26 protein-coding genes and 2 tRNA genes are annotated in these 24,894 nt (G+C 58.0%); 18 read left to right on the top strand and 10 right to left on the bottom strand.

The window, feature by feature from the left end; translation table 11 throughout:
• Window positions 1–4: 4 nt before the first annotated feature.
• On the top strand, window positions 5–415 hold the full coding sequence (locus GQF00_RS05240) for a PaaI family thioesterase (RefSeq protein ID WP_161318110.1): 411 nt from the start codon (window positions 5–7) through the stop codon (window positions 413–415).
• 512 nt (window positions 416–927) lie between these two features.
• On the opposite strand, the gene GQF00_RS05235 is transcribed toward GQF00_RS05240, so the two are convergent.
• The 8 genes from GQF00_RS05235 to GQF00_RS05200 all read right to left on the bottom strand — a co-directional run bounded on the left by GQF00_RS05235 (window position 928) and on the right by GQF00_RS05200 (window position 11,097).
• Window positions 928–4,398 (bottom strand): translocation/assembly module TamB domain-containing protein, encoded by a 3,471-nt coding sequence (locus tag GQF00_RS05235; RefSeq protein ID WP_370519463.1) that lies wholly within the window; start codon window positions 4,396–4,398, stop codon window positions 928–930.
• Window positions 4,395–6,131: an autotransporter assembly complex family protein gene (locus GQF00_RS05230; protein WP_237440407.1), complete on the bottom strand. Its 1,737-nt coding sequence runs from the start codon at window positions 6,129–6,131 to the stop codon at window positions 4,395–4,397. Before GQF00_RS05230 ends, GQF00_RS05235 begins: the two co-directional genes overlap by 4 nt.
• Before the next feature lie 58 nt (window positions 6,132–6,189).
• Window positions 6,190–6,762, bottom strand: coding sequence for a response regulator transcription factor (locus GQF00_RS05225; protein WP_161318108.1), 573 nt, complete (start codon window positions 6,760–6,762; stop codon window positions 6,190–6,192).
• Window positions 6,755–7,966 (bottom strand): HAMP domain-containing sensor histidine kinase, encoded by a 1,212-nt coding sequence (locus GQF00_RS05220; protein WP_161318107.1) that lies wholly within the window; start codon window positions 7,964–7,966, stop codon window positions 6,755–6,757. The genes GQF00_RS05225 and GQF00_RS05220 overlap by 8 nt, the downstream gene beginning before the upstream one ends.
• Window positions 7,967–8,129: 163 nt before the next feature.
• A complete protein-coding gene (locus GQF00_RS05215) occupies window positions 8,130–8,747 on the bottom strand; it encodes a class I SAM-dependent methyltransferase (protein WP_161318106.1) in 618 nt (205 codons plus the stop codon).
• A gap of 2 nt (window positions 8,748–8,749) precedes the next feature.
• Entirely contained in the window at window positions 8,750–9,970 is a 1,221-nt protein-coding gene (locus GQF00_RS05210) for a hypothetical protein (protein ID WP_237440406.1), read from the bottom strand.
• Between the two features lie 277 nt (window positions 9,971–10,247).
• Window positions 10,248–10,547, bottom strand: a complete 300-nt coding sequence (locus GQF00_RS05205) for a PA4642 family protein (RefSeq protein ID WP_161318105.1) — start codon at window positions 10,545–10,547, stop codon at window positions 10,248–10,250.
• Between the two features lie 175 nt (window positions 10,548–10,722).
• Complete coding sequence (locus GQF00_RS05200; RefSeq protein WP_161318104.1) at window positions 10,723–11,097, bottom strand: HU family DNA-binding protein; 375 nt, start codon at window positions 11,095–11,097, stop codon at window positions 10,723–10,725.
• A gap of 120 nt (window positions 11,098–11,217) precedes the next feature.
• On the opposite strand from GQF00_RS05200, the gene GQF00_RS05195 reads away from it, so the two are divergent.
• From GQF00_RS05195 to GQF00_RS05115, 17 genes are all read left to right on the top strand, one after another.
• Complete coding sequence (locus GQF00_RS05195; RefSeq protein WP_161318103.1) at window positions 11,218–11,460, top strand: hypothetical protein; 243 nt, start codon at window positions 11,218–11,220, stop codon at window positions 11,458–11,460.
• Between the two features lies 1 nt (window position 11,461).
• On the top strand, window positions 11,462–13,225 hold the full coding sequence (gene aspS, locus GQF00_RS05190; protein ID WP_161318102.1) for an aspartate--tRNA ligase: 1,764 nt from the start codon (window positions 11,462–11,464) through the stop codon (window positions 13,223–13,225).
• Between the two features lie 72 nt (window positions 13,226–13,297).
• The gene (locus tag GQF00_RS05185; RefSeq protein WP_161318101.1) at window positions 13,298–14,035 is read left to right on the top strand and encodes a YebC/PmpR family DNA-binding transcriptional regulator; all 738 of its coding nucleotides are present in this window, start codon (window positions 13,298–13,300) and stop codon (window positions 14,033–14,035) included.
• A 432-nt stretch (window positions 14,036–14,467) separates the two neighbouring features.
• Window positions 14,468–14,986: a crossover junction endodeoxyribonuclease RuvC gene (gene ruvC, locus GQF00_RS05180; RefSeq protein ID WP_161318100.1), complete on the top strand. Its 519-nt coding sequence runs from the start codon at window positions 14,468–14,470 to the stop codon at window positions 14,984–14,986.
• 25 nt (window positions 14,987–15,011) lie between these two features.
• Window positions 15,012–15,611 carry a Holliday junction branch migration protein RuvA gene (ruvA, locus tag GQF00_RS05175; protein WP_161318099.1) on the top strand — a complete coding sequence of 200 codons (600 nt, stop codon included), beginning with the start codon at window positions 15,012–15,014 and terminating at the stop codon, window positions 15,609–15,611.
• 121 nt (window positions 15,612–15,732) lie between these two features.
• A complete protein-coding gene (ruvB, locus tag GQF00_RS05170) occupies window positions 15,733–16,761 on the top strand; it encodes a Holliday junction branch migration DNA helicase RuvB (RefSeq protein ID WP_161318098.1) in 1,029 nt (342 codons plus the stop codon).
• Window positions 16,754–17,197, top strand: coding sequence for a tol-pal system-associated acyl-CoA thioesterase (gene ybgC, locus GQF00_RS05165; protein ID WP_161318097.1), 444 nt, complete (start codon window positions 16,754–16,756; stop codon window positions 17,195–17,197). The genes ruvB and ybgC overlap by 8 nt, the downstream gene beginning before the upstream one ends.
• Entirely contained in the window at window positions 17,190–17,876 is a 687-nt protein-coding gene (tolQ, locus tag GQF00_RS05160) for a protein TolQ (RefSeq protein WP_161318096.1), read from the top strand. Before ybgC ends, tolQ begins: the two co-directional genes overlap by 8 nt.
• Before the next feature lie 3 nt (window positions 17,877–17,879).
• Window positions 17,880–18,317, top strand: coding sequence for a protein TolR (tolR, locus tag GQF00_RS05155; protein ID WP_161318095.1), 438 nt, complete (start codon window positions 17,880–17,882; stop codon window positions 18,315–18,317).
• Window positions 18,318–18,444: 127 nt separating this feature from the next.
• Window positions 18,445–19,089, top strand: a complete 645-nt coding sequence (gene tolA, locus GQF00_RS05150) for a cell envelope integrity protein TolA (protein WP_237440405.1) — start codon at window positions 18,445–18,447, stop codon at window positions 19,087–19,089.
• Complete coding sequence (tolB, locus tag GQF00_RS05145) at window positions 19,086–20,363, top strand: Tol-Pal system beta propeller repeat protein TolB (protein ID WP_161318093.1); 1,278 nt, start codon at window positions 19,086–19,088, stop codon at window positions 20,361–20,363. Before tolA ends, tolB begins: the two co-directional genes overlap by 4 nt.
• A gap of 81 nt (window positions 20,364–20,444) precedes the next feature.
• Complete coding sequence (pal, locus tag GQF00_RS05140) at window positions 20,445–21,014, top strand: peptidoglycan-associated lipoprotein Pal (protein WP_161318092.1); 570 nt, start codon at window positions 20,445–20,447, stop codon at window positions 21,012–21,014.
• A 15-nt stretch (window positions 21,015–21,029) separates the two neighbouring features.
• On the top strand, window positions 21,030–21,791 hold the full coding sequence (gene ybgF, locus GQF00_RS05135) for a tol-pal system protein YbgF (RefSeq protein ID WP_237440404.1): 762 nt from the start codon (window positions 21,030–21,032) through the stop codon (window positions 21,789–21,791).
• Window positions 21,792–21,896: 105 nt separating this feature from the next.
• Entirely contained in the window at window positions 21,897–22,538 is a 642-nt protein-coding gene (gene queE, locus GQF00_RS05130; protein WP_161318090.1) for a 7-carboxy-7-deazaguanine synthase QueE, read from the top strand.
• 15 nt (window positions 22,539–22,553) lie between these two features.
• Entirely contained in the window at window positions 22,554–23,222 is a 669-nt protein-coding gene (gene queC / locus GQF00_RS05125; RefSeq protein ID WP_161318089.1) for a 7-cyano-7-deazaguanine synthase QueC, read from the top strand.
• A gap of 73 nt (window positions 23,223–23,295) precedes the next feature.
• Window positions 23,296–23,371: transfer RNA gene (locus GQF00_RS05120), tRNA-Lys, on the top strand.
• A 172-nt stretch (window positions 23,372–23,543) separates the two neighbouring features.
• A tRNA-Lys gene (locus GQF00_RS05115) sits at window positions 23,544–23,619 on the top strand.
• 370 nt (window positions 23,620–23,989) lie between these two features.
• Here the strand turns inward: GQF00_RS05115 and GQF00_RS05110 are convergent.
• Both GQF00_RS05110 and GQF00_RS05105 read right to left on the bottom strand, forming a co-directional pair.
• Complete coding sequence (locus tag GQF00_RS05110) at window positions 23,990–24,289, bottom strand: hypothetical protein (RefSeq protein ID WP_161318088.1); 300 nt, start codon at window positions 24,287–24,289, stop codon at window positions 23,990–23,992.
• A 127-nt stretch (window positions 24,290–24,416) separates the two neighbouring features.
• A complete protein-coding gene (locus tag GQF00_RS05105) occupies window positions 24,417–24,809 on the bottom strand; it encodes a DUF2493 domain-containing protein (protein ID WP_161318087.1) in 393 nt (130 codons plus the stop codon).
• Between the last annotated feature and the right edge of the window lie 85 nt (window positions 24,810–24,894).

Genomic DNA, 24,894 nt, shown 5'->3' with positions numbered 1-24,894 from the left:
GGATATGTTGAATGCGGAACAGGTTCAGGCGGTGATCTACGATGGCTTGCCGGCGGCATCAGAGGAGGGGCTGCTGGTAGAGTCCATTGGTGAACACCGTGCCCGGGTGCGTAGTCCGTTTCGCCCTTCGACCTTGCGCCCTGGCGGCACCATTTCTGGGCCTACCATGATGGGCCTGGCGGATGCGGCCATGTACGCGGCGGTGCTGGGGGCTCTGGGCAGGGTGGAAATGGCGGTGACCCAGAACCTGAACATCAACTTCCTGTCCCGTCCGGCGCAGAAGGATCTGATTGCAGAGGCGGTGATCCTGCGTCTGGGCCGTCGTTCAGCGGTGTTGGAAGTGCAGCTTTTCAGCGAAGGCAGCCATGACATGGTGGCCCATGTGACCGGCACCTATGCCTTGCCGGTTGGCTGACAGCTACAAGCTACAAGCTACAAGCTACAAGCTACAAGCTACAAGCTACGCTGGATTGGATTAAGAAAGGCCGAAAGGTTCCCATCTTTTTGGCTTTTCTACGAAGCCGCTGTAGGACTGGCTCTTGAGGTGGGCACCGTGCGCAGCACGGAATCGAGCGAAGTGCGATCAGGCATTTCCAGGCTCGATAGGTCTCTAAAGAATGGTCTCCCTACGGTCGCCTCGCTGCGCGAGGTTCGTCCCCTGGAAGGGAACTCCTACAGCACGCATCTGACGCTGTTGGCAGGCGGGGCTGTAGGAGCTTGCCTGCAAGCGATCCGAGCCTGAGCGAGGAACTGAGGTGCCTCTGGCACTTGTCTTGTTTAGGGCAAGTCGCCTGCCTGCAATCAAAAAAATCGCACCCTGACAGGTGTAGTTTTTTTGTTTTCAGAGCATGCCAGCGCGGAGCATAAAACTACCCGGTTAACAGGGCATCTCCACGTGTTGCAGCTTGAAGCTTGTAGCTTGTTTCCCTACCGCAACTCCTTCTCCCAGATCAGATCCAGGCTATTGGCTTCCGAGCTGGAGCGGGCTTCCAGATGCAGGCTTCGGGTGAGGGTGTAGCGCAACATGACGGTGGAGACGGCGTCGAACAGGCCGATGGCATAGGTCAGGTAGAGCCGGTCAGAGAGCTGTTTGCCGAGCATCAGGGCAGCGTCTTCAGTTTCCCAGTCGCTGCCCACGGTAATTTCATCCACGCCGAGCTTTTCACCAATCTTGTCCGTGACGCCACTGCCTTTCTCCAGACCGTACACGGCCAGTGCCTGGGCGATACGGTTGGCATCGCTCTGGGTCCCTCCTTCCAGAGGGCGGCCGGTGAGCAGGTAAGACATGATCTGGCTGGGTTCCATGCCCGGGTCGGAATAGAGAACAGCTTCCGGGGTTTGCAGGGTACCGCTGAGCTGGACCCCTACGGTGATCGCCTCACTGGGGATCTTGCGATAGGCACGAATATCGAGGCCGGGATTGTCCGGTTGGCCCTGGAATATCAACTGCCCATCGCTGATGGCCAGGTTCTGGCCATAGGCCCGATAGCGCCCTTTGACAACCACCAACTGGCCGTTGAGTTGTGGAGGCTGCTGGGGCTGCTGCAGAATTTGCAGCGTGCCGCCCAGGTTGGCATTCAGGCCAAAGCCGTTGAAGTTGACCTTGTCGCCCAGAGTCACAGTGACATCCATGCCCAGTGGCAGACGCTGGCCAGCATCCCCTTCCTGGTGCACCAGCACTTGATCATCACTGACGGTAACGGCGCCTTCCGGTAACTGTTCTGGATGGATCGCGGCTTCCGGAATCAGCAGTTTTCCACTGAGCTGCAGACCCTGCAGATCGCCATCCAGAGACAGATCCGGTGACACCCAGACCTTGGCATCTGGACGGTCTGCCACCAGCAGACGCTCGCCGCTGAATTTCAGGCTCAGGGCCATGGGCCAGCGGGCCGGGTCCAGGTAGCCCGTAACCTTGAGTGTGCCTGTGCCCATCAGGGCCTGCCCACTGACAGCCAGGCGGCCTTTGGGTGAGCCTTGCAGTGACAGATCAATATCACTTATGGCGGTGCCAAGGGCCGGGATCAGTGCGTGGCCTTCCTGCAGGGCGATAACGCCTTCGATCACCGGTTCTCCGGGAGTGCCGCCGAGCTGGATGTCGCCGTTAAGTGTGCCGCGCACATCACGCAGATCAGCAGTCAGCATTTCCACTGCGGACAATCGTTCGATGCGAAACGATGCCTGTCCCTCCATGGGGGCCTCAAGACTGAATCCGTGGCTGGCCTGTGCATTGATCTGGCCGAGGGCGGTGGCCAGTACAAAACGGGTGTGGGCTTGCTGGCCGTCCAGTTCGCTGTTAAGCGAGAGGGTGTCCAGGACCCAGGGCGGTGGGCCATCATCAACATTGAAGGTCAGTCTGGCTCCTTCCGTGTTCAGGCTCAGGCTACCGCTGGGGGCAGCGAGCCGGCCTGCCAGGCTGGCCTGGCCGTTCAGGGTGCCTTCCAGGCTGTAATCAGGACCGATCAGCGAAGACAGCAGGGCAAGGGGGAGGGCGTTGGCACTGGCCTCCAGGGTCAGTGCATCGCCATTGCTCAGGCTTCCATCGAGGCATAACCGGCTTTGTTGCTGTTGCAGGCAGAAATTGCCAAGGCGCTGCCGCGCCAGTGACAGGGCCAGAGCGCTGGGCTGGGCCTGTTTCCATTGGCCGAGATGTTGCTGTTGCAAGCGGGTCTGGCTAAGTGTGCCGGTCCAGCTGAGGGGCGAATTGGCGGGGAGGGAAAGAGCCCCATCCAACTGTGTTTCCAGCGTGGTATCCCCATTGCGCAAGCCGAGCGTCAGTTCGTGACGGTTGAGTTTGCCCTGGACGGCAAGGTGAATTGTGTCGAGGAGCAGCCGGCTGTCCTGATGAAGTGTGCTGCCGCTAAGCGTTAACTGCTGGGTTTGTCCGCCGGTCCCCAAATTCTGGAATTCGGCCTGCATGTTTTGCAGTTTCAGGTGGCCCTGGCCCAGGTGTTTGCCCACCAGTTTGCCGCTGAGACGAGGTGCATTGGTTTTGCCGAGGATTTGCAGGTTGCCGGTGAGGCTGCCCTGAAGCGTGGCGTCCAGTTGGGAGAGATCGGCCAGGGATAGCTGGCCTGTCAGCTGCCATTGCGGCCAGGCTTTGCCCGTCAGCTGCACCCGGTTATTGCCCCATAGCAGATTGCTGTCGATTTGCAGGTTGTCGGCACTGCCTTGAGTCCTGGCACTCAGTGTCAGTGGTTGCTGGCGAAGGTGGCCGGTGACGGTGAGGGTGCCAGGTTCCAGCTGCCAGCGTGAGCCATCAAGCTGCCCTTTGCTGTGGCCGTCCAGGCTGAGTTGGCCGGGCAGTTGTGGAGAGAAGATAGCGGTATCGATGTCGCCATCCAGGGCCAGGTCCCACTTCACCGGTTGTAGCTGGATGCTCCCCTTGCCGGTGAGCCGCTGGTCCGACTGGCGCAGGGTCAGTTCACTGATATTGAGGCTTTCTCCGGTCAGGCTGCTGTCCAGAAGGATGTCCAGTCTCAGATCCTGTTGTTCGGGGCGGGAGCGTTGCAGTGCGGTGTGGCCTTTAAGTTGCAGGGCAGTCAAGGGGCCACGGGTGGTCAGGCTTCCGGAAGCCAGCTTCAGGCGGTTATCCCCTGTCAACGGCAGGGGCTGAGCCTGCCACGCATGTTGCAGGTCGATCAGCCACTGGTCGTCGCGATGCAGCCATTGCCCCTGTGAGTGGATGATCAGCGGCGCTTGAAGATCATGGCTTAGCTGCAGGGCAGTGAGCGGCCCCTTGGCGAGTAGTTCTCCGCTGGCCTGTATGGCAGAGATCTGGTCGCTGGCAGGCAGGGGCTTTTGCCAGCGGATGCGGCTTTCAAGCGTGTAGGGGGAGGTAAGTTCGCCATGGGCGCTGGCGTTGAATAGCAGGTCTTCGAGTACCTGGCCTTCAAGGCGGGCGAGCTGGAAACGCCGCCATGCCGACAGGCTTTCCCCTTCCATGCCGTGGGCCAACTGTGTGTCGTTGAGCTGGATTGCACTGACCTGTAGGTGTTCGATGCGGATGCCCAGCGGCAGCGCCAGACTGTCTGGCAGGGGCGAGCTGTCATCACTGGCGGTTTTTGCCGGTGCCGTCTGGATGAGCAGGTGGCCCACTGACAGGTGCTCGAAGGTGAGCCAGCCCCGTGACAGTGACATGAGCTGCAGGCGGGCACTGAGGTGATCCAGTTCCACGGTCACGGAAGGTTGGTGATAGCGTATGCCGCTCAATTCCACGCTGCCAAGCAGGTTGCCCTGCCAGTTTTCCACGGTCAGTTCGCCTGGAATCACCGTGCTGGCTTGTGCGAGCAGCCAGCGGTTCCCGGGGGCGGTGCCGACCAGGGTGTAGATGAGCAATGAGCCCAGCACCAGTAGCAGGACAACGAGGGCAAACAGCCCGATGACGGCGCGGCGGATCACAGGTCTGGTCCCATACTGAGGTGGATGCGCCAGGCGCGGTGTTCATCCACTGCGCGGGCCAGATCCAGGCGGATGGGACCCAGCGGGGATCGCCAGCGTATACCTGCGCCGGCACTGTGACGTAACTCGTAATCTTCGATGTCATTGAAGGCGTTGCCGGCGTCGGTGAATACGGCAAAGTGCCACTTTGCCGTGATGGGGTGATCGTACTCCAGCGAGCCGGTAGCCATGTGCCGGCCACCGATCACTTCACCATTGGCGTCTTCCGGGCCCAGGGATTCATACCCGAAGCCGCGAATACTGGAGTCACCACCGGCAAAGAAGCGCAATGAGGCGGGCAGCTCGGTGACATCATTGATTTCGGTATAGCCCAGGTCAACACGGGTCAGTACCCGGCCGCCAACGACGGGGAAGACCAGCTTGGCGCTGGGTGTGAACTGCAGAAAGGACGCCGTCGAAGACAATCCTTGATGGGCGCCCTTGATCTTGCCGCTGAGTCGCCAGCCAAAGGTGGGGTAGATGGGATCATTGGCCTTGATGCGACTGAGTTGATAACCGGGGATGACCAGTTCCGCCTGATCCACTTCATCGGCGATTTGCCAGGTTTCCCGCAGGTATTCCAGCGACAGGGTGCTCACCCACTTGTTATCCATTTCTACAATATAGTCTGCGCCGGTACTCCAGCGTTCATTGGTGTTGCTGTCCGTGTCCTCGTTGATGTAACTGGTATGCAGATCCAGACGCTCGCGCAACGGGTCGGAGAGGGGAATCTGGTAGCTGGCCCCGGCACCCTGTTCCACCTCGGATAACTGGGTTTCCGCGCGAAAGCGGTGCCCCTGACGATTCACCCGGCGGTTTTCGATCCCAAGCCGGATGCGAGGTCCGGTATCGGTGCTGAAGCCGATGCCGGTAAGCAGCGACCAGCGATGGTTGTCGCTGAGGGTGATGCTGACAGGGATCTCCCGGGTTGCCGGATCCGCGGTACCTTTCTGGATTCTGGCGGCACTGAAGTAGCCTGCGCCCAGGTAAGCCTGTTGGGTTTCCAGCACCCGCTTGCTGTCAAAGGGCTGGCCTTCCTGAAACTGGATATAGGCATTCACCAGGCCAGGAGCCAGATCACTGCCGTTCACTTCCACTTTGCCAAAGTGGTAACGCGGCCCGCTATCGACCACCAGTACTATCGTGGCCTCTCGCCTTACGGTGTCCACCGTGAGTTCATGGCGACTGAGACTGCCTTCCACGTAGCCACGATTGATCAGGTTTTGCTGCAGACTGCGTTTGAGGCGGCTGTAGCGGTCATGTTGCAGGCGCTGGCCGATATGCAGCTGGTGATCTTTCGCCAGTTTCTGAAAGGCAGGATCGTCGGCCGCTTCGCCATGCAAACGGATGTCTGCGCTCACCAGTATGACGGGAGGACCGGTACGCACATCGAGGGTGACAGTGGCACAGTCGCCGGTGGTATCGGCGCTGAAGGACAGTTCCCCGTCATAATAGCCCATGGCCTGCAGCGCTTCGTTGCCGTGCTTGAGAATCTGGCGGCGAATCAAACCGTACTGGGCCTTGGGGGGCTGGCAGGGGTAGCCTTCGAGATTGATCAGCGCGTGGATATTGCCTGTGACCGCCTCGTTGGCATCGCCGGAAATGATCAATTCGGGTGCTTCCCGGGCAAGGAGCGAAAGAGGCAACAGTAACAGCAGTACTGCGATCCATCCTGTTGGCAGCTGTGGGCTCAATCCCTGTTCCTTGTCAGTCATTGCTGCCAGTGTAAGCCAAGCGGGCCGCGACAAGAAATCAGTCTTTCGATGGGCTTTTCTCTCGTTGGTATTCGCTGGCGCTGGGGCGTTTCTTCAGGCGTCGCTGCAGGGTGCGGCGGTGGATGCCAAGGGCTTCAGCGGCACGGGAAATGTTACCATCGTGAGTCTCCAGCGTGCGCTGGATATGCTCCCACTCCAGCCGCTGTAAAGAGGGTGGTGTAGCAGGCAGTGCAGTGCCCAGGCTGGCAGGGTCGGCATTGAGCGCGTCGAGAATGTCGCTGGCGCTGGCAGGTTTGGTCAGATAGTTATGGGCGCCGCGATGCGTTGCTGCCACAGCGGCAGCAATGCTGCCGTAGCCAGTCAGCAGCAGCACCTTGCAGTGCGGGAAGCGCTCGCGAATCGGGGTAATCAGGTCGAGCCCGTTATCCTGACCGAGGTTCTGGTCCAGCACGGCAGCATCCAGATGCGCCAGGCGGTCAAGTATCGACAGGGCACCACTGGCATCATGGGCGACGTTCACTTCGGCAACCCGACGGCCCAGAGCCCGGGCGGTCTGCTCGGCCAGCAGGGCGTCATCTTCCACCAGTAGCAGGCGCATCGGTTCAGTCATGGTCGGGCACCTTGGGGTTGTGCAGCGCATGGTGAGGATAATGGATGCGCACCTGGGTCCATTGGGCGCCAAACGCCATATCCAGACTGGCCCCCATCTGTTCCAGGGCGGCATTGACCAGAATCAGTCCCATGCCCAGTCCCTGACGTTCTGTATCAGGGTGGGCCGGCCCGTTGTCGCTGGCCTGCAATAGATGGCCCTGCTCATCGGCACGGCTGGCGATGACCCAGCGGCTGGCGCCGGCATCCATGGCGTTATAACCCAGGTTGCTGAGAATGCGAAACCAGCTCTCGCCATCAGCTAGCACTGGGTCCACGTCGAGTTCGCTTTCTACCTGGAGTGTAGGAGACAAATGCCGCAGCTGCTGCCTGAGTTGTTCAATCAGTGTGCTGAGTGGCTGCGGGCCGGAGAGGTGTGCTGCAGAGTTCTGTTTCAGCCGCTGCGAAACGCTGCGGGCCAGTTGGTCAATCTGGTTGACCTCCGCGTGCAGACTCTCAGGGAGTTCAGGGGCATGTTGCAGGTTGTCGGCAAGCATCACCAGGGTACCGAGAGGGGTATTCAGCTCATGGGCCTGATCGGCGAGGGTGGCGGCAATCTGGTACATATGCTCCCGGCGTCCCGCCAGGTCCAGCGCCTGCTCTTGCTGGCGTTGTTGCTGTCGCATGAGTCGCTGGATCACCTGGCCCAGCAGCGTGAGCATCAACAGCAAGGCCACGAATACGACGGCCATGCCGATACTGTGCAGGCCACTGAGTTCATGACTGAGGGCGTGCAAAGGGGTGTCGCTGGCGGGGCGGTGATACCAGTTGAAGGTGACCAGATAGCCGCTCAATGCCATGCCTGTCACCAGCAGGCCGTTCAGTAATGGCAATGTCAGTGAAGCCAGTAGCGCTGGCACCAGCAAGTAAAAAGACAACGGATTGCCAGCCCCGCCAAACGACTGCAGCAGCAGAATGAACAGGAGGGTATCCAGCGCAAGTTCAAGTGTAAGTAGCTGGCTCTGGTGCTTGCGGGAGCGATGGCTAAGCAGGGTGATCAGGCTGGGCAACAGCAAGGCACCCAGCCAGCTCAGTTGCGCAAGGTGATAGCCGGTATGGCCAAGACTCTGCAGCAGCATCAAGGCCAGGGTAAACAGCAATACCAGCAGACTGCGTAGCCAGACCAGACGCAGGCGCCAGTTTCTCAGGGGGAGGCGGTTGTCCATGGCCTGATATTGTAGAGGAGAATAGCGGGAGTGGCGTGTGGCAATTTGCCTCGGTGGCTACAAGCTTCAAGCTTCAACACGAGGCAAGGCCTTTCTGTGCTTTACGTGCCTCGCAATGATCTCTACGCGTTGCAGCTTGTAGCTTGAGACTTGCAGCTGCTCTTCAGGGTTTCAGCAATGCCCCGTCCAGTAACTCTGCGGCGAAGGCGGGTAGCTTGGGGTGTTTTCGATGAGTGGCCTTGTTGAGCTTGAAGCCGGCTTCACGGAAGGTGGTGGCGGTGTCGCGGGTCAGCTGACAGCCACAGGCCAGGTGTTTCCAAGCCGGGTTCAGGCCGGTCTGGACATGCCTTACCCAACGTTTTTCGCTGGCCACATGTTCCAGCGCCAGCAAAGTGCCGCCAGGTTTCAGTACCCGAAAGGCTTCCCGGGCAGCGGCCTGGGGGTCAGGTATGGTGCAAAACACCAGACAAGCCACAACCGTATCAAAGGTTTCATCCGCATAGGGCAGTGCCTGGGCGTCGCCAGTCTGGAGGTGGAAGCGTTGCGGATTGCCACACTGGTTGGCGGATTCACGCGCAAGATCCAGCAAGGCGTCGCCGGGCTCGATGCCATGAATTTCCGTGGCGTTTGAGGTGTAGAGCGGGAAATTCGCGCCCGTGCCGACACCCAGTTCCAGAACCTTGCCATGGGCTTGGCTTAGCAGTTTTTCCCGGTCCCGCCAGACCGGGCGGGTAGCCCAGTCCAGCAGTTTGGGGAAGACACGGTCTTCGTACAGTGACATGCCTACTTGCGCTCTGGAAGCACGTAGTTTTCCGGGTTGTTGAGCATGTCCATGCTCAATGGGTCGGAAAGTACGCTGGTCAGGTTGCGGTCGGTTTTCTTGCTGAATTTGCGGCGCAGTTTCTCAAACTTGCGGAAGCTGCGGAAATTCAGCGCGTACAAGCGAACTTCCTGCAGACGCTTGTAGGAATACATCACGTCCAGCGCATCCATGGAGAACTCGGGGCGGATCTTCATGGCCTTTACCAGATAGCTGATGGCCTCGTTAAGATCACGTTTGCGGTTCATGTAAATCAGCGCGTTGGCATATTCGTAGTTCACGATGGGGATGTCAGGCGCCAGGGTCAGGGCATCGGCAAACGATTCTTCCACCGTGGTGGTGCGGGCACCGTAAGTCATGCGACCGGTGAACTTGCCGACCCGACGCATGATGCCGGCATCAACCCCGGCCCGGAAGGCGTGGGCGAGGGGCTGCTCCGGCATGATATCCACCACTTCTTCGGCGCTGTTCTTGATCTTGCCGATGTAGCGGCGTGCGACCACGATCGGAACCGGTGATTCCTCGGCGATTCGGGCGATGGCATAGGCATAGCCTAATTTCACGCTGGCCACGATGGGCGCCACTTCGGGATCACCCTCTGCTTCCTTCATGACATCGAAGTAGTCCTGGGCCCGGTTTGCCACGTCCTGCAGCATCATGTACTTGATGCTTTGGCGCTCGGTCAGGTAGATGGCGTACATCAGTTGTGAGAACAGGGCCGGGATTTCCCCCATGGGGCCCAGCTTGATGCCTTCTTCGCGGGCTTTCTGGAAATCACCGGCAAAAAACAGGCGCCAGACTGAGAGGTAACGGTCTTCGAGCTTGTCGTAGTTGCCATCCCAGTTGGTGATGCCGTCCTTCATGAAAGGGTACTTCTCGAACTGAACTTTCATGTACTCGGCAGAAGGATAGGGTACCTTCAGGCCCCGCATCAGGTAATCCCACTTGTCGCGGATTTGCTGATCGTTGTAGGTGAAGTAGCTCTTCTTGTAGGGAACTTCGTTCCATTTCTCCACAAAAATGCGTTCATCCACCGGGATTTCCTGCATCTGCAGCTCTTCCGCGGTGACTTCATCCATCTCGTCGTCATCGTCTTCGCGGGCGGCGAGGGTTTGCAGGCTGACGGTACAAAGCGCAACCACAAACAGGTTACGCCAAAGCGATTTGGAATTTGATGCCATCATTGAACGGCTCTTTGTTGTTGTTGTTTCGACTGGGTAGGCTCTGAGCAGTTGCTGTCAGACCTCCCTTCGGCAAAAGGCGTGCAAGCCCCAATACCTAACAATGCCATGGGCAGGGATTGTGAACAAGTTCCGCATGGTATGTGTTGCGCTGGGGTTTTGTAAGGGGCGGGCTGCCGTGACCGGGGGAAGGGCTGTTGCCGTGGGAAAACGGATGCGAAGCTTGGCAGCAAGGAGGGCCGCGCCAGGCCGAGAGGACCTGGCGCAATTTGTGCGAGAGTCAGGCGCTGGCGCCGGCGGCGCGGAGTGCCTCGGCGTAGTCTTCGCACTTCTGGTGACTACCGATGTGGGCGAGCAGCGTGCGGCCTTCGGGGTCCCGGGCATTCAGGTCTCGTCCCTGTTCCTTGAAGAAGGCAATGAAACGCTCGAAGTCTTCTGCACGCAGGGCGCGATAGGCCTTTTCCAGCATGTGGAAATCGGTGGAAACACCCTCTTCGGCGGGCACGTCCAGAAATACCTTGATCTGCTCATCGGTCATCGGTTCGCCGATCACCTTTTTCTTGTCTTTGCGCTCAGCCATGGAGACTCCTGCTTCCAAATCGGGTTTCGGGCATTGGAGGCGGTCGCGATAGCGAAATGACCACTGCCCTCAATCAAGGGCGCGCATTATAGAAGGTTGTGATGGCCAGAGGCCAGAGGGAGTGTGATTCAGGAGAGGAGACTGGCCACCGGCGGTACCGGTGGCCGGGCCAGAATCAGGAGGCCATGTCCTTGAGTTTCTTCAGCGGACGCACTTTAACCATGGTGCGGGCCGGCTTGGCAGCGAAGGTGGTTTCTTCGCCAGTGAACGGGTTGATGCCCTTGCGAGCCTTGGTGGCAGGCTTCTTCTGGGTCACGATCTTCATCAGACCGGGCAGGGTGAACTGACCGGCACCACGCTTCTTGAGATGGCCTTCCATGATATCGGCCAGCTCGTCGAACACGGCATTGACGTCTTTCTTGGTCAGGCCGGTGGTGTCACTGATCTGGTTAACGATCTGGGTCTTGTTCATCGGTTCGGTGATGGTTTTCACCTTGCGCGCAGCTGGTGCACTGGCGGCTTTGGCAGCGGTTTTCTTCTTTGCAGCCATGGATTGCTTACCCCTTTTTGGTGTCTTCCTGATTTGTGATGACGTCTTCTGGTTGGACGCCGGCGATGCTTCCCTGATCAGGTTCGCCCCTGGACTGCAATTACTCAGAGGGTCACTGACATGGTTCGGATCTTTTATAAGGCAGGAAAATCCAGTTCACAAGCGCTCAAACCACTATTTTTCATGGTTATTAAGAAAAATGTGCCTGTCAGGGCACTGTTTGCCACCGGATTGCCGGCCGGCATGGCTCGCAGCCAGTGGAATCGCTATACTGTGGCGCCTTTTTCAACGGCCCGGTTATCCGGCGGAGCAAATGACTCTGGTAACGGGGCTGTGCCACCAGAAATACGAACGGACATTTAGCATGCGAAGCCATTATTGCGGTGATTTGCGAGCCTCCCAAGATGGAGAAACAGTTGAGCTGTGCGGCTGGGTACACCGTCGCCGTGACCACGGCGGGGTAATCTTCCTCGACCTGCGCGATCGTAATGGCCTGGTTCAGGTGGTGTTTGACCCGGACACCGAACAAGCTTTCGCTCTGGCCGACAAGGTGCGCAGTGAATTTGTGGTACAGGTCAAAGGCCGTGTGCGCATGCGTGATGAAGCGGTGCGCAACAGCAAGATGCCCACCGGTGATATCGAAGTGCTGGGCAAGGAGCTGACCATCCTTAATGAAGCGGCCACCCCGCCTTTTGAGCTGGATGAGCATGGCGGTGCCGGCGAGGAAGTGCGCCTGAAGTACCGTTTCATGGATCTTCGTCGGCCGGAGGTGCTGCGTAACTTCCAGTTCCGTTCCCGCCTGACCCACTCCATCCGGGCTTTCCTGGAAGGCGAAGGGTTCATGGATGTGGAAACCCCGATCCTGACTCGTGCTACTCCTGAAGGTGCCCGCGATTATCTGGTGCCCAGCCGTACCCATCCTGGCAGCTTCTTCGCGCTGCCCCAGTCCCCCCAGTTGTTTAAACAGCTGCTGATGGTGGCTGGCTTCGACCGTTACTACCAGATTGCCAAGTGTTTCCGCGACGAAGACCTGCGGGCTGACCGTCAGCCGGAATTCACCCAGATCGATATCGAAGCGTCTTTTGTGAATGAAGAAGACATCATGGGTGTCACCGAGCGCATGGCGCGCAAGTTGTTCAAGGATCTGCTCGATGTGGAGCTGCCGGAATTCCCCCGCATGCCGTTCTCCGAAGCCATGCGCCGTTTTGGTTCCGACAAGCCGGACCTGCGCATCCCGCTGGAGCTGATCGATATCGCGGACCTGCTGGCAGGCGTTGACTTCAAGGTCTTCTCCGGCCCGGCCAACGATCCGAAAGGTCGCGTGGCCGCCATGAAGGTGCCGGGTGGCTGCAGTCTGTCCCGCAAGGACATTGATGGCTACACCAAGTTCGTCAGCATCTACGGTGCCAAGGGGCTGGCTTACATCAAGGTCAATGATCTGGCCGCAGGCGCAGAAGGTCTGCAGTCGCCGATCCTCAAGTTCCTTACCGAAGACGCGATCCAGGGCATTCTGGAGCGCACTGGTGCCGAGACAGGCGACCTGATTTTCTTTGGCGCAGACAAGGCGAAGATCGTTAACGAGGCCCTCGGTGCCCTGCGCGTGAAAGTGGGTCACGATCTGAATCTGGTCGAAGGCGACTGGGCCCCGCTGTGGGTTGTGGACTTCCCCATGTTCGAAGAGGATGACGGTCAGTTCCATGCCCTGCATCACCCCTTCACCATGCCCAGCTGCAGCCCGGAAGAACTGAAGAGCAACCCGGAAAGCGCGCTGTCCCGTGCCTATGACATGGTACTCAATGGCACCGAGCTGGGTGGCGGTTCCATCCGTATCCACAACCCGGCCATGCAGCGCACCGTGTTTGAAGCGCTGGGCATCTCCGACGAGGAAGCAGACGAGAAGTTTGGCTTCCTGCTGGACGGACTGAAGTATGGCGCGCCACCTCATGGTGGTCTGGCGTTCGGTCTCGATCGCATGGTGATGTTGATGACCGGCTGTGATTCCATCCGTGACGTCATCGCGTTCCCGAAAACCCAGACCGCGGCTTGCATGATGACCAATGCACCCTCCCCGGTGGATAGCAAGCAACTGCGCGAAGTGGGTATTCAGGTTCGAAAGGAAGAGCAATAACAGTAACAGCAGGCAGTACAACGGCGCGGCTGCGGTCGCGCCGGTCTGTTCGTAGCAATTACGGGAGACAGCATGGCTGGACATAGTAAATGGGCCAACATCAAGCATCGCAAGGCGGCCCAGGATGCCAAGCGCGGCAAGATCTTTACCAAGCTGATTCGTGAGCTCACCGTGGCCGCCAAGATGGGCGGTGGTGAGCCTGCCGATAACCCGCGTCTGCGTGCGGCCATGGACAAGGCGCTGGGTCAGAACATGACCCGTGACACCATTGACCGGGCCATCAAGCGCGGTGCCGGTGGTGACGACGGCGGCAACATGGACGAGATCACCTATGAGGGTTACGGCAAGGGTGGCGTAGCGGTGTTGGTGGAAACCATGACCGATAACGTGAACCGGACGGTTGCCGAGGTGCGTCATGCCTTCACCAAGTTTGCCGGTAATCTCGGCACCAGTGGTTCAGTGGCTTTTCTGTTCAGCAAGCGTGGCGAGATTTACTTCGAGCCTGGTGTCGATGAAGAGAAGCTCATGGAAGTGGCGCTGGAAGCCGGTGCCGAAGACGTGGAAGAAATTGATGGCGGTGGTTATCTGGTTATCACCTCCCCGGACAACCAGTTTGGTGAAGTGGTGGATGGGCTGCGCGACGCCGGTCTGGAATTCGCCGAGGCCGAAGTGACCATGCATCCGTCCACGGAAGCCGAGATCGATGCGGAGACAGCCGAAACCGTGCAGAAGATGATCGACATGCTGGAAGATCTGGACGATGTGCAGAACGTCTACACCAACGCCAGCTGGCCGGCGGAAGAAGAATAGCCGCAGGCTGCGAGCTACAAGCTGCGAGTAAAAGCAAAACCCCGGATCTCCCGGGGTTTTTGCTTTTCAGGGTGGAGTTACGAGTTTCGGGTTGCGAAAGGCAAATTCGCGTGCAGGCACGCTCCCGCAGCAGCCCGCAGGACACAATAGAGTGGGGCGGGCATCCTGTTTTATTGCGGGAGCTTGCTTGCTCGCGAAGTGATCTGGCGTGTTGCCTCTTATTGCCGGTTTTGCCTTTCGAAACGCGCTCCTCGAAACTCGCCACTAAACTCTTCGTCCCTTTTTACCTTGTCAGAAACGCAGGCCTGACCATTACCGGCAGCCCAGACCGAACACTTTCGCGTGCTGCATGCAGCGTATTTTAACTAACTGGACATCTGGACAGTCTTTCGGTACAACTGACGCAGATTTTCCATTTTCGGTCAAACAGTTATGGCATTGATTCTCGGCATCGATCCCGGTTCGCGGCATACCGGCTATGGTCTGGTTGAGCACGTGGGGAATCGGTCCCGGGCGGTGGCCTTTGGCACCATTTCCACCACCCACAAGGAAATTCCGCCACGGCTGGGGGAAATCTTTGTCGGCATCGATCAGGTGGTGAAGGAATACGGTCCGGCGGAAGTGAGCATCGAGAAGGTTTTCATGGCGCGCAATGCGGATTCTGCACTCAAGCTGGGTCAGGCCCGCGGGGCAGCTATTGCGGCGGTCATGCAGGCATCGTTGCCGGTGTTTGAATACTCTGCCCGTCAGGTCAAACAGGCAGTGGTGGGCAAGGGCAGTGCTGAGAAGGTCCAGGTAGGGGAAATGGTCAAACATCTGCTGGGGCTGGACAAGCGCCCCCAGGAAGATGCCGCCGATGCCCTGGCCATTGCACTTTGCCATGCCCATATGCGTGTTTCTCTTGCCCGTATGGCGGGCGCAACGGCGGTGAGAAACCGCCGCATACGATAACCAAGGCAGTCTTTAAGGATTCGGCATGATTGGACAACTGCGTGGCACCCTGCTGGAAAAGCGTCCCCCGGTGCTGCTGCTGGATGTGAATGGCGTGGGTTACGAAGTGGAAGCGCCGATGACGGTGTTCTACGAACTGCCGGAAACGGGCCAGCCGCTCACACTGCATACCCATTTTGTGGTTCGTGAAGATGCTCAGCTTCTTTATGGGTTCTCCAGCCGCTACGAGCGCGAGTTGTTCCGGGCGCTGATCAAGGTCAATGGGGTGGGGCCGAAAATGGGGCTGGCGATTCTCTCCGGAATCGAGGCGGACCGTCTGGCACAGTGCATTCAGGATCAGGATTCCGGCACTCTCGTAAAAGTGCCCGGCATCGGCAAGAAAACCGCCGAGCGGCTGGTCATTGAAATGAGCGACCGCATGGACAAGATCGATGGTGGGCCAGCCAGTCTGCCGGGGCGGCTGTCTTTGACGCCGGACGATGATGCGCGCAGCGATGCCATTGCGGCGCTGGAGGCGCTGGGCTACCGCAGCAAGGACGCAGTGGCTGCCGTGAGCAAAGTGGCGGAAGAGGGCGCCACCAGCGAGCAAATCATCCGTATGGCCCTGAAAAACCTGGCGCGGTAGTCAATAAACTTCGCTATAACTGTGATAACAGCAATAGCCGCCGGGTAGTCGGCTGGGTTACGCTAGCCGCACCTTGTATATTGATAACGAATCACCGGGCAGAGGCGGTTTTACCGCAACCATGGATAACGAACGACTTATATCTGCGGCCGCCGAAGGCAGTCAGGAAGAGCAACAGGATCGGGCCATCCGCCCCTCCAGTCTGGCCGATTACCATGGCCAGCCTAAAGTCCGCGAGCGCATGGAGATCTTCATCGATGCTGCCCGTGGTCGCCATGAAGCCCTTGACCATACCCTGATCTTTGGTCCGCCCGGCCTGGGCAAGACCACCCTTGCGCACATTATTGCCCGTGAAATGGGCTGCGAACTCAAGTCCACATCGGGTCCTGTGCTGGAAAAGGCCGGCGATCTGGCGGCCATCCTTACCAATCTGGAAGAAGGGGATGTGCTGTTCGTGGATGAAATCCACCGGCTCTCCCCGGTAGTGGAAGAGATACTCTATCCGGCCATGGAAGACTACCAGCTGGATATCATGATCGGTGAAGGCCCTGCTGCCCGCTCCATCAAACTGGATTTGCCGCCTTTTACCCTGGTGGGTGCCACCACTCGCGCGGGCCTGCTGACGGCGCCATTACGTGACCGTTTTGGCATTGTGCAGCGCCTGGAGTTCTATTCTGTGGAGGATCTGGCAGGAATTGTGCAAAGAGCCTGTGACATTCTCTCCATTCCCATTGATGATGCCGGGGCGCTGGAAGTGGCGCGCCGTTCACGGGGCACACCGCGAATCGGCAATCGCCTGCTGCGCCGGGTTCGCGATTATGCCCAGGTGAAAGGGGATGGGAACATCACCGAGGTGATGGCACAGAGGGCGCTGGACATGCTTGAGGTGGACAGTTGCGGCCTTGATAGCACCGACCGGCGATTGCTGGACATGATTATGCACAAGTTTGATGGCGGACCCGTGGGGCTGGAGTCGCTGGCGGCGGCACTGAATGAGGACGCCGGGACCCTGGAGGAAGTGGTGGAGCCCTATTTGATCCAGCAGGGTTTCATTCAGCGTACCCCGCGTGGACGCACCGTTACCAACCATGCCTGGCGGCATTTTGGGCTGAAGTCCCCCCGTCGGGATGGCGATTTGTTTAATGATTGAAAAAAAACAGCAAAGTGGGGAATTTACCCTCCCGGTGCGCGTCTACATCGAAGACACTGACGCCGGTGGCATCGTGTATTACGTGAACTACCTGAAATTCATGGAGCGGGCGCGCACTGAATACCTGCGAACGTTGGGTTACCAGCACTACGCCCTGGCCGATGACAATTTTCAGTTTGTAGTTCATTCGGCCAACGTGCAGTATCGCCAGCCGGCGCGCATTGATGATGCCCTGCAGGTGAGTGCAAGACTGAAAAAGCTGGGCAAGGCCACGCTGCTGTTTGATCAGCAGGTGCGTCGGGGAAAGACATTGCTGTGTCAGGCCGAGATCAAGGTGGCCTGTGTGGCGGCAGACACACTCAAGCCGACAGGCATTCCTGAGGCTTTATACAAAGAATTTATCGCAGCCAGCGAAGGAGAAGGGCTCAATGGTTGAGGCATCCAGCATGTCGGTTGTCAGTTTGATCAGTAACGCTACCATTGTGGTGCAGCTGGTGATGGCGCTATTGATTCTGGCGTCACTGACGTCCTGGTACATGATTGTGGGCCGCTTCCGGGTGTTGAGCCGAGCGGAGAAAGCCGGCAGAGCCTTCGAAGAGACGTTCTGGTCCAGTGATGATCTGGCTTCCCTGTACAAGAAAAGTCGGGAAAATCCGCACCCGGATTCCGGCACTGAATCCATTTTTCGTGCTGGCTTCCAGGAATTTGTGCGCCTTTCCAAAAGCTCCCGCAGTGCCGACGCGGTAATGGACGGCAGCCAGCGTGCCATGCGCGTGGCCCTGCAGCGTGAACAGACCCGTCTTACCAAGCATCTTCCGTTTCTTGCTACGGTGGGTTCCACCAGCCCCTATGTGGGCCTGTTCGGTACCGTGTGGGGGATCATGAATTCCTTTATGGCGCTGGCCAATGTCAAGCAGGCGACCCTTAGTGTGGTTGCGCCGGGTATTGCTGAAGCGTTGATTGCCACAGCTATCGGCTTGTTTGCGGCCATCCCGGCTGTCATGGCCTACAACCGATTCTCCGCACAGAGTGATTCCCTGCTGACCGAAAATGAAATGTTCGCGGAGGAATTTTCCTCTGTGCTTCACCGTCAGGCACACGGGCGGGGAGCCTGATCCATGAATGGCGTGAAGATACGGGTGCCGCGCAAGCTGGTTGCCGAGATGAATGTGGTGCCCTACATCGATGTGATGCTGGTGCTGCTGGTTATCTTCATGGCGACAGCACCAATGATGACCCAGGGCATTAATGTGGACTTGCCTGACAGCAACAGTGCGCCGATTGATACCACCAAGAATGAACCCGTCATTGTCTCCGTGAAGGCGGATGGCAGTTACTACATTGACGTGGGTGGCGATAGCCAGAAATCCGCCAGTCTGGAAACGGTAAAAGGGCATGTGCTTCGTATCCACAAGCACAAGCCCGAAACCCTGTTTCTGGTGGAAGGTGACAGCAAGGTGGCTTACTCCAGTGTCATTTCGCTGATGGCGGCCCTTCAGGAAGCAGGCATTACCCAGCTGGGTCTGGTGACGGAGCCTGCAGGCAGCAATGAGTGATCGTCAGGTTGCGATTGCGTTCACCCTTTTCATTCACCTGTTGGTGTTTGGACTTCTGGTGTTCAGCTGGAGCACGGATCCGGTACTGCACAAGGCGCCGGTAATCCCGCCTCATGTGAAAGCCACCATGGTGGAAACGTCCAAGCAGAAGAAGGCGCCTGTGGCAAAACCGACGCCTGAGAAGAAGCCGGCCCCAAAACCGAAACCGGTTGAAAAGCCGAAGCCAAAGCCGAAGGAAAAACCAAAGCCGGTGGAAAAGCCCAAGCCGAAACCGGCAGAGAAGCCCAAACCGGCGGCAAAACCGGAACCGAAACCAAAACCGGCGCCGAAGCCCGATCCCAAACCTGACATTCCGGAGATCGAGGAGCCCAGCCTGGAAGAGATGCTGGCAGACGAAGAAATTGAGATGGACAGCAAGCCGGAGCCTGCCGCGGATGAAGCGGAAGATGCGGCGAGCAATGCAGATCAGTCCGACGTGGAGGTGGCAAGCCACAGTGATGCGATTCGGGCCGCGGTAAAACAGCGCTGGCGGATTCCCGGCACTTACCGAGGACGCAATGATCTGCAGACAACCGTGCGAATTCGGACTATTCCGGGCGGTGATGTGCTGGATGTATCAGTGGTCAAGTCAAGTGGCTACCCACAATTTGATGAATCGGTGATCAAGGCTGTGCAGTTGGCGGCACCATTGCCGGTGCCCTCAGGGGCCTTGTTTGATAAAGAATTTCGCTCATTTTTAATGATATTTGAGCCAACAGGAGTGTCGCAGTGAGTCGTATCGCGTTGTTATTGGTGATATTGCTGTCCAGTACGGTCGCCAGAGCTGAGCTTCTCATCAAGGTTACTGAAGGGCGGGTAGATGCCGTGCCGATTGCGGTGGTGCCCTTTGCCGGTTCGCAGGGAGCGCCGGAAGATGTATCTGCCATTGTGGCGGCGGATCTGCATCGCAGTGGCCAGTTCAAGCCGCTGCCGGCAGAAGACATGCTCAGTCGCCCGTCAAAACAGAGCGAAGTGATTTACCGGGATTTTCGTGTGCTTGGCATGGAATACATTGTGGCTGGCACCATGAAGGCTCTGGAAAGCGGAGGTTATGAGATCAGCTACGCGCTGTACGATGTCAGCAGCGAAGTGAAACTGCTGGAGGAAACCTACCGCCCGCCGGTTTCTCAGCTGCGCGATGTGGCTCATGCCATTAGCGACCGTATCTATGAACAGCTAACCGGTATTCCCGGCGCCTTTTCTACCAAGATTCTGTATGTGACCCATAACCGCGGAGCCGCCAACCCGTACCAGTTGCAGTATGCTGATGCGGACGGACACCGTGTGACCACGATTCTGCGCAGCAAGGAACCGATCATGAGTCCGGCCTGGTCGCCGGACGGCCGCAAGGTTACTTACGTGTCTTTTGAAGATCGCGGCCTGCCGGCCATTTATGTCCATGAACTGGCGACCACCCAGCGAGAAAAGGTGTCCAGTTTCAAGGGCATTAATGGTGCACCGGACTGGTCGCCGGATGGGCAGAAACTGGCATTGACCCTGTCCCGTGACGGCAATCCGGAAATCTACGTGCTGGATATCACTACCAAGGCGCTGACCCGGTTGACCAATCATTATGGTATCGATACCGAGCCACGCTGGTTGCCGGATGGCGAGAACCTGGTGTTCACATCCAGTCGTTCAGGCGGGCCGCAGATCTATAAACTGAACATAAATGATAAGTCCGTCAGACGCGTTTCCTTCCAGGGTGCTTATAATGCGCGCCCGGATGTGACGCCTGACGGGCGCTATCTAGTTTATGTGCACCGACGAAATGGAAGTTTCAATGTCGGTGTCCAGGACCTCCAGCGGGGCACATTCAATATTGTGACCCGTACTGATATGGATGAGTCTCCCAGTGTTGCACCCAATGGAAGTATGGTAATTTACGGGACGCAAGACCGGGGAACGGGGGTTCTGGAAGCCGTATCCATCGATGGCAGAGTGAAAGTTGAGCTGCCGTCGAAGGAAGGGGAAGTCAGAGAACCGGCATGGTCGCCGTTCCTCTGACAGAATTTTGAGTGTGCAAGGAGTCACTCGGAATTCGCCAGGTTCTCGGAGTCCAAACTTAGGAAATAATAGGAGCTTTTCATGCGTTCATTTCTCAACCCGCTGTTCGCCCTGATGTTGGCTGCCGCGCTGGCCGCTTGTTCCAGCACGCCGACTGAAGAAGACACATCCGCTACCGATACCGCTGAGCAGACTGAAGTTGCTCCGGTAACCCCGGTAGAACCCACTGCTCCGGCCAAGCCGGACACCAGCAGCATCCCGATGACTGCTGACAACTTCTACAACCATCCGTCCAACTATGACGGTACCACCAACAGCAAGGTGATCTACTTCGCATTCGACAGCAACACCGTTCCGGCTGCTGCTTTCGAGACTCTGCGTGCTCACGCGACTCACCTGAAGAACAACGCCAACGCCAAAGTGCGTCTGGAAGGTCACGCTGACGAGCGCGGTACCCGTGAGTACAACGTGGCTCTGTCCGAGCGTCGTTCCAAGGCGGTAGAGAAGTTCCTGCGTGTTCAGGGCGTATCTGCTTCCCAGATCGAAGTCGTGTCCTACGGTGAAGAGAAGCCTGCGGCTTTCGGCCATTCTGAAATGGATTGGGCCAAGAACCGTCGCGTTGAACTGAACTACACTGCTGGCCGTCCGTAAGCGATGACAGTAGTGATGACAAAACGCCTGTTCGCAGGCGTCTTGCTCAGCTCCCTGGTACTCTGCGCACATGCGCAGGGTACTGGGCCGCTGGCCATTGAAGATCGCAGTACTGCTCGCAGCATGGCCTCTGCCGCAGCCGACAAGGGGGCAACTCCCGCACCGGCCGCCAGTGAAGATGCGTTGATCATGTTGATGCAGCAGCAACAACAGTTTGAGGAGCAGGTCCAGATGCTCCAGGGGCAGATCGAAGAACTGCGCCATGAACTTCAGGTAATGAAAGATGCCGAGCGCGAGCGTTACCTGGATCTGGATACACGAATTAATACTCTGGCTGAACAGGGCGTTGCCGAGCAGTCAGAGAGTGGTGATGCTGCGGGTCCGGTTGACCCGGAAGCAGACAAACAGGCCTATAATGCGGCCAAGGATCATCTGGTAGGTCGTGATTTCGACGCGGCGGCTGAAGCCTTTGAGGCCTATCTCAAGGATTTCCCCAATGGCCAGTATCGGGGCCATGCCCATTTCTGGCTTGGGCAGGTCTACAGCAACCAGAAGACACCCCAGAACGACAAGGCCATGGAGCAGTTCCAGGCTGTTGTCGATAACTACCCGGATCATAGCAAGGCACCCTCCAGCCTCTATACCCTGGCGGTGATGCAGGCTCGCAGCGGCAAGGTGCCCGAAGCGAAGATCAATCTGCACAAGTTGATCAAGCAATACCCCGATTCCACCAAGGTCAGCCAGGCGAAATCCCTTCTTGATCAGCTGAACGGCTGATTGTCATGCCAATGCCGGCGGCACAGACGCCGGCAAAGGTGATAGAATCCGCCGCATTTCCGCCCCGGTCATGGTTTCGCCATGGCCCGGCTTTCAGGAGAGGCTGTGGAACTCCGTCTTACCGAAATCTTTCATTCCCTGCAGGGCGAAGCCAGAACCGTGGGTCGCCCGACGGTTTTCGTGCGCCTGACCGGCTGTCCCCAGCGTTGTGTCTGGTGTGATACCGAGTATGCGTTTTCGGGCGGGGACAAGTGGACCCTGGATGCCATTCTCGAGGAAGTGGCCAGCCACGGGGCGAATTACGTCACTGTCACCGGCGGTGAACCGTTGGCCCAGCCAAATTGCCTGCCTTTACTGGTGGCTCTCTGTGATCTGGGCTATGAGGTCAGCCTGGAAACCGGCGGCGCCATGGATATCAGTCAGGTAGACGAGCGGGTATCCGTGGTCATGGACCTGAAAGCCCCGGGATCAGCGGAGCAGCATAATAACCGGCTGGAGAATATCCCCCATTTGCGCCGGCACCATCAGGTCAAGTTCGTGCTGGCAGACCGCAAGGACTATGACTGGGCACGTTTCATGCTGGATCAGCATCAACTGCATGAGCGGGTAGAGGATGTGCTGTTCTCCCCGGTGCAGGGGCAGCTGGCACCGGGAGATCTGGCGGACTGGATTGTGGCTGACCGCCTGCCGGTGCGCTTTCAGTTACAACTGCACAAATTGCTCTGGAATGATGCCCGGGGCCGTTAGAGGAGCCATTACCGAATGAAACACGCTGTCGTGCTGCTGTCCGGTGGACTGGATTCTGCCACCTGCCTGGCGATTGCCCGGGATCAGGGCTACCAGTGCCACACCATTGCGTTCGATTACGGCCAGCGCACCCGTGCGGAGCTGGACGCTGCCGTACGGGTGTCTGCGGCACTGGGTGCGCTCAGTCACCGCGTGGTGGCCTTGGGAATGGGCAGCATTGGTGGCTCTGCCCTGACTGATCACAGCATTGATGTGCCCGAGGATGGCGGCGACGGGATTCCGGTTACCTATGTACCCGCACGCAATACCGTCTTCCTGTCACTGGCACTGGGGCTGGCTGAAGTGTTGGACGCCGAGGCAATCTTTATCGGTGTGAATGCCGTGGACTACTCCGGTTACCCGGATTGCCGGCCTGAGTTCATTGAAGCCTTCCAGAACATGGCAAGCCTGGCCACCAAGGCTGGTGTTGAAGGCCGGCCCATCAGTGTTGAAACGCCCCTGATGCACCTCAGCAAGGCAGACATCATTCGTCAGGGCGTGAATCTCGGGCTGGATTATGGCTTGACGGTGTCCTGCTACCAGGCCGATGAAAGCGGCAATGCCTGTGGTAAATGCGACAGCTGTCGGTTGCGCAAGCTGGGTTTTGAAGAAGCGTTGGTCAAAGATCCAACAAACTATCAGTAAAGGGGAAAAAAATCCTTTCTCCCCCTTGTCAGGCGGAAATAAATCCGTATTATTTGCGNCCTCCTTCGGGAGCGGGTCGTTAGCTCAGTTGGTAGAGCAGTTGGCTTTTAACCAATTGGTCGCTGGTTCGAATCCAGCACGACCCACCATCTTCAAAAAGGCTGCCCTCAAGGCAGCCTTTTTTTATGTCCTCGGCAAGTAATGGCTGCCATTGCCCCGGAGTCAGGGCCGATAGCTTTGGGCTGCAGCGTTTTTCAAAGACGCGCATAGCCAACTTCAATTGTGTTTTACCTGAAAATCAGTAAGATATGCCGGGCTCANGGGTCGTTAGCTCAGTTGGTAGAGCAGTTGGCTTTTAACCAATTGGTCGCTGGTTCGAATCCAGCACGACCCACCATTTTCAAAAAAGGCTGCCTTCAAGGCAGCCTTTTTTTTGGTTTGTTGCCGATTAGAGGGAAAGCGGTATAGAGCCTGGGTTTGGCCCGCCGCCTACGGAAACTCTGCAGGCTTTGCAATATCCGCCCTGTCCTCTATGGGGTGGTGGCCGGCTACCTCGCCGGAAGCGCCATACAGACGCTAATCATGTGGGAGCGGTGTTCCCTCAAATGCGGGACAAATCCTTTAAAGGAGCGTCGGGGCCCCAGAAGCATGGTGCTAATTGCGAGGGAGGGAGCAGGCGCATGCTTTGAGCCACTCAGATTTGGGGTGGGGGAACTCGCCTGCAAGCGCTTTGCCTCTCCCGCAGGCCATGTTCCTGAAGTGAATGCCTACACGACTTTGCGGATCATCAACTTCCCATTCTTCTCATACAGCTCCTGAATCTCGGATGCCTTCTTCACCAGGTTTTGCGCGGTTTGTGCCATCACTTTGCTGTCAAAGCGATGGGCGGCACCGGCATAGGTCACCCAGTTGTTTTTTCGGCACGGATCCAGTTTCTTGCTGGCTGCCAGATAGGCCTGCTTTTGCTGACTGTAAAGCAAGTATCCGAGAAACTGGCTGCTGGCCTCATGGCGCCCCTTGGTAGGGTAGATGGGAACCAGGCTACGTAACAGTTGGCCGTTTTCCATGAAGTGCTCCCTGGCAAATCTTGCCTGATACCGGTTGGTATCAATAATGTGCCGAACCATGTTCACACTGTAATGGCCGGGTGGCAATTACCTAAAAGTTGACTGGCAGGATGAACAGTAAGCCCCTCTAGCGGGTGCTGATTTCCCCCTGTTCAAAATCCGGGAAACCCTGGCCTTGTGCCGGTTTCCATACGGGTAAACCGGCCTGCTCGACCAGCGCGACCATGTCCGCTGTGCCGCGCCCACCGGGAAAGGCCACCAGCGCCTGGGGGCGACCGTGATGCAGCATTCGCCGGTTGCGCATGGGGCCGGCGGCACGGCCATGGGCCTTCCAGTTGGCCGGGTAGCTCACCTGATCCAGCCCGGCGTCCCTTGCCCATTGGCTGGCAAGCCGGTCTGCGCCGCTGGCATCGCCGTGAATCAGCAGGCTGATCAGGCCCGCCCGGCGCAGCCTTTCCAGGCTATCGGTTACACAATCAATATCCCTGTAATCCCTGCCACCACACACCAGAATTCGCATAATACTGCCCATATGATCAGTCATGGTGAAGTATAAGATTATGCGCAGGGTGTTGCATCCCTGTGATGGAACCATGGCGGAGAGA

The sequence above is a fragment of the Alcanivorax sp. DP30 genome (assembly GCF_009882945.1).
In the GTDB taxonomy this organism is placed as follows: domain Bacteria; phylum Pseudomonadota; class Gammaproteobacteria; order Pseudomonadales; family Alcanivoracaceae; genus Alcanivorax.
The sequence above is the reverse complement of the archived record's forward strand: the minus strand, read 5'-3'. Positions and strand labels throughout refer to the sequence as shown.

Bases quoted from the DNA above. Each gene is read 5' to 3' on its own strand.
- ruvB (WP_161318098.1), top strand. From the start codon at position 15,733: ATGGATAACGAACGACTTATATCTGCGGCCGCCGAAGGCAGTCAGGAA.
- GQF00_RS05225 (WP_161318108.1), bottom strand. From the start codon at position 6,762: ATGACTGAACCGATGCGCCTGCTACTGGTGGAAGATGACGCCCTGCTG.
- ybgF (WP_237440404.1), top strand. From the start codon at position 21,030: ATGACAAAACGCCTGTTCGCAGGCGTCTTGCTCAGCTCCCTGGTACTC.
- GQF00_RS05105 (WP_161318087.1), bottom strand. From the start codon at position 24,809: ATGCGAATTCTGGTGTGTGGTGGCAGGGATTACAGGGATATTGATTGT.
- ybgC (WP_161318097.1), top strand. From the start codon at position 16,754: ATGATTGAAAAAAAACAGCAAAGTGGGGAATTTACCCTCCCGGTGCGC.
- tolQ (WP_161318096.1), top strand. From the start codon at position 17,190: ATGGTTGAGGCATCCAGCATGTCGGTTGTCAGTTTGATCAGTAACGCT.
- GQF00_RS05210 (WP_237440406.1), bottom strand. From the start codon at position 9,970: ATGATGGCATCAAATTCCAAATCGCTTTGGCGTAACCTGTTTGTGGTT.
- ruvC (WP_161318100.1), top strand. From the start codon at position 14,468: ATGGCATTGATTCTCGGCATCGATCCCGGTTCGCGGCATACCGGCTAT.
- aspS (WP_161318102.1), top strand. From the start codon at position 11,462: ATGCGAAGCCATTATTGCGGTGATTTGCGAGCCTCCCAAGATGGAGAA.
- queC (WP_161318089.1), top strand. From the start codon at position 22,554: ATGAAACACGCTGTCGTGCTGCTGTCCGGTGGACTGGATTCTGCCACC.
- GQF00_RS05200 (WP_161318104.1), bottom strand. From the start codon at position 11,097: ATGGCTGCAAAGAAGAAAACCGCTGCCAAAGCCGCCAGTGCACCAGCT.
- GQF00_RS05195 (WP_161318103.1), top strand. From the start codon at position 11,218: ATGGTTCGGATCTTTTATAAGGCAGGAAAATCCAGTTCACAAGCGCTC.
- pal (WP_161318092.1), top strand. From the start codon at position 20,445: ATGCGTTCATTTCTCAACCCGCTGTTCGCCCTGATGTTGGCTGCCGCG.
- ruvA (WP_161318099.1), top strand. From the start codon at position 15,012: ATGATTGGACAACTGCGTGGCACCCTGCTGGAAAAGCGTCCCCCGGTG.
- GQF00_RS05205 (WP_161318105.1), bottom strand. From the start codon at position 10,547: ATGGCTGAGCGCAAAGACAAGAAAAAGGTGATCGGCGAACCGATGACC.
- GQF00_RS05240 (WP_161318110.1), top strand. From the start codon at position 5: ATGTTGAATGCGGAACAGGTTCAGGCGGTGATCTACGATGGCTTGCCG.
- tolR (WP_161318095.1), top strand. From the start codon at position 17,880: ATGAATGGCGTGAAGATACGGGTGCCGCGCAAGCTGGTTGCCGAGATG.
- GQF00_RS05215 (WP_161318106.1), bottom strand. From the start codon at position 8,747: ATGTCACTGTACGAAGACCGTGTCTTCCCCAAACTGCTGGACTGGGCT.
- GQF00_RS05110 (WP_161318088.1), bottom strand. From the start codon at position 24,289: ATGGAAAACGGCCAACTGTTACGTAGCCTGGTTCCCATCTACCCTACC.
- tolA (WP_237440405.1), top strand. From the start codon at position 18,445: ATGGTGGAAACGTCCAAGCAGAAGAAGGCGCCTGTGGCAAAACCGACG.
- GQF00_RS05220 (WP_161318107.1), bottom strand. From the start codon at position 7,966: ATGGACAACCGCCTCCCCCTGAGAAACTGGCGCCTGCGTCTGGTCTGG.
- GQF00_RS05185 (WP_161318101.1), top strand. From the start codon at position 13,298: ATGGCTGGACATAGTAAATGGGCCAACATCAAGCATCGCAAGGCGGCC.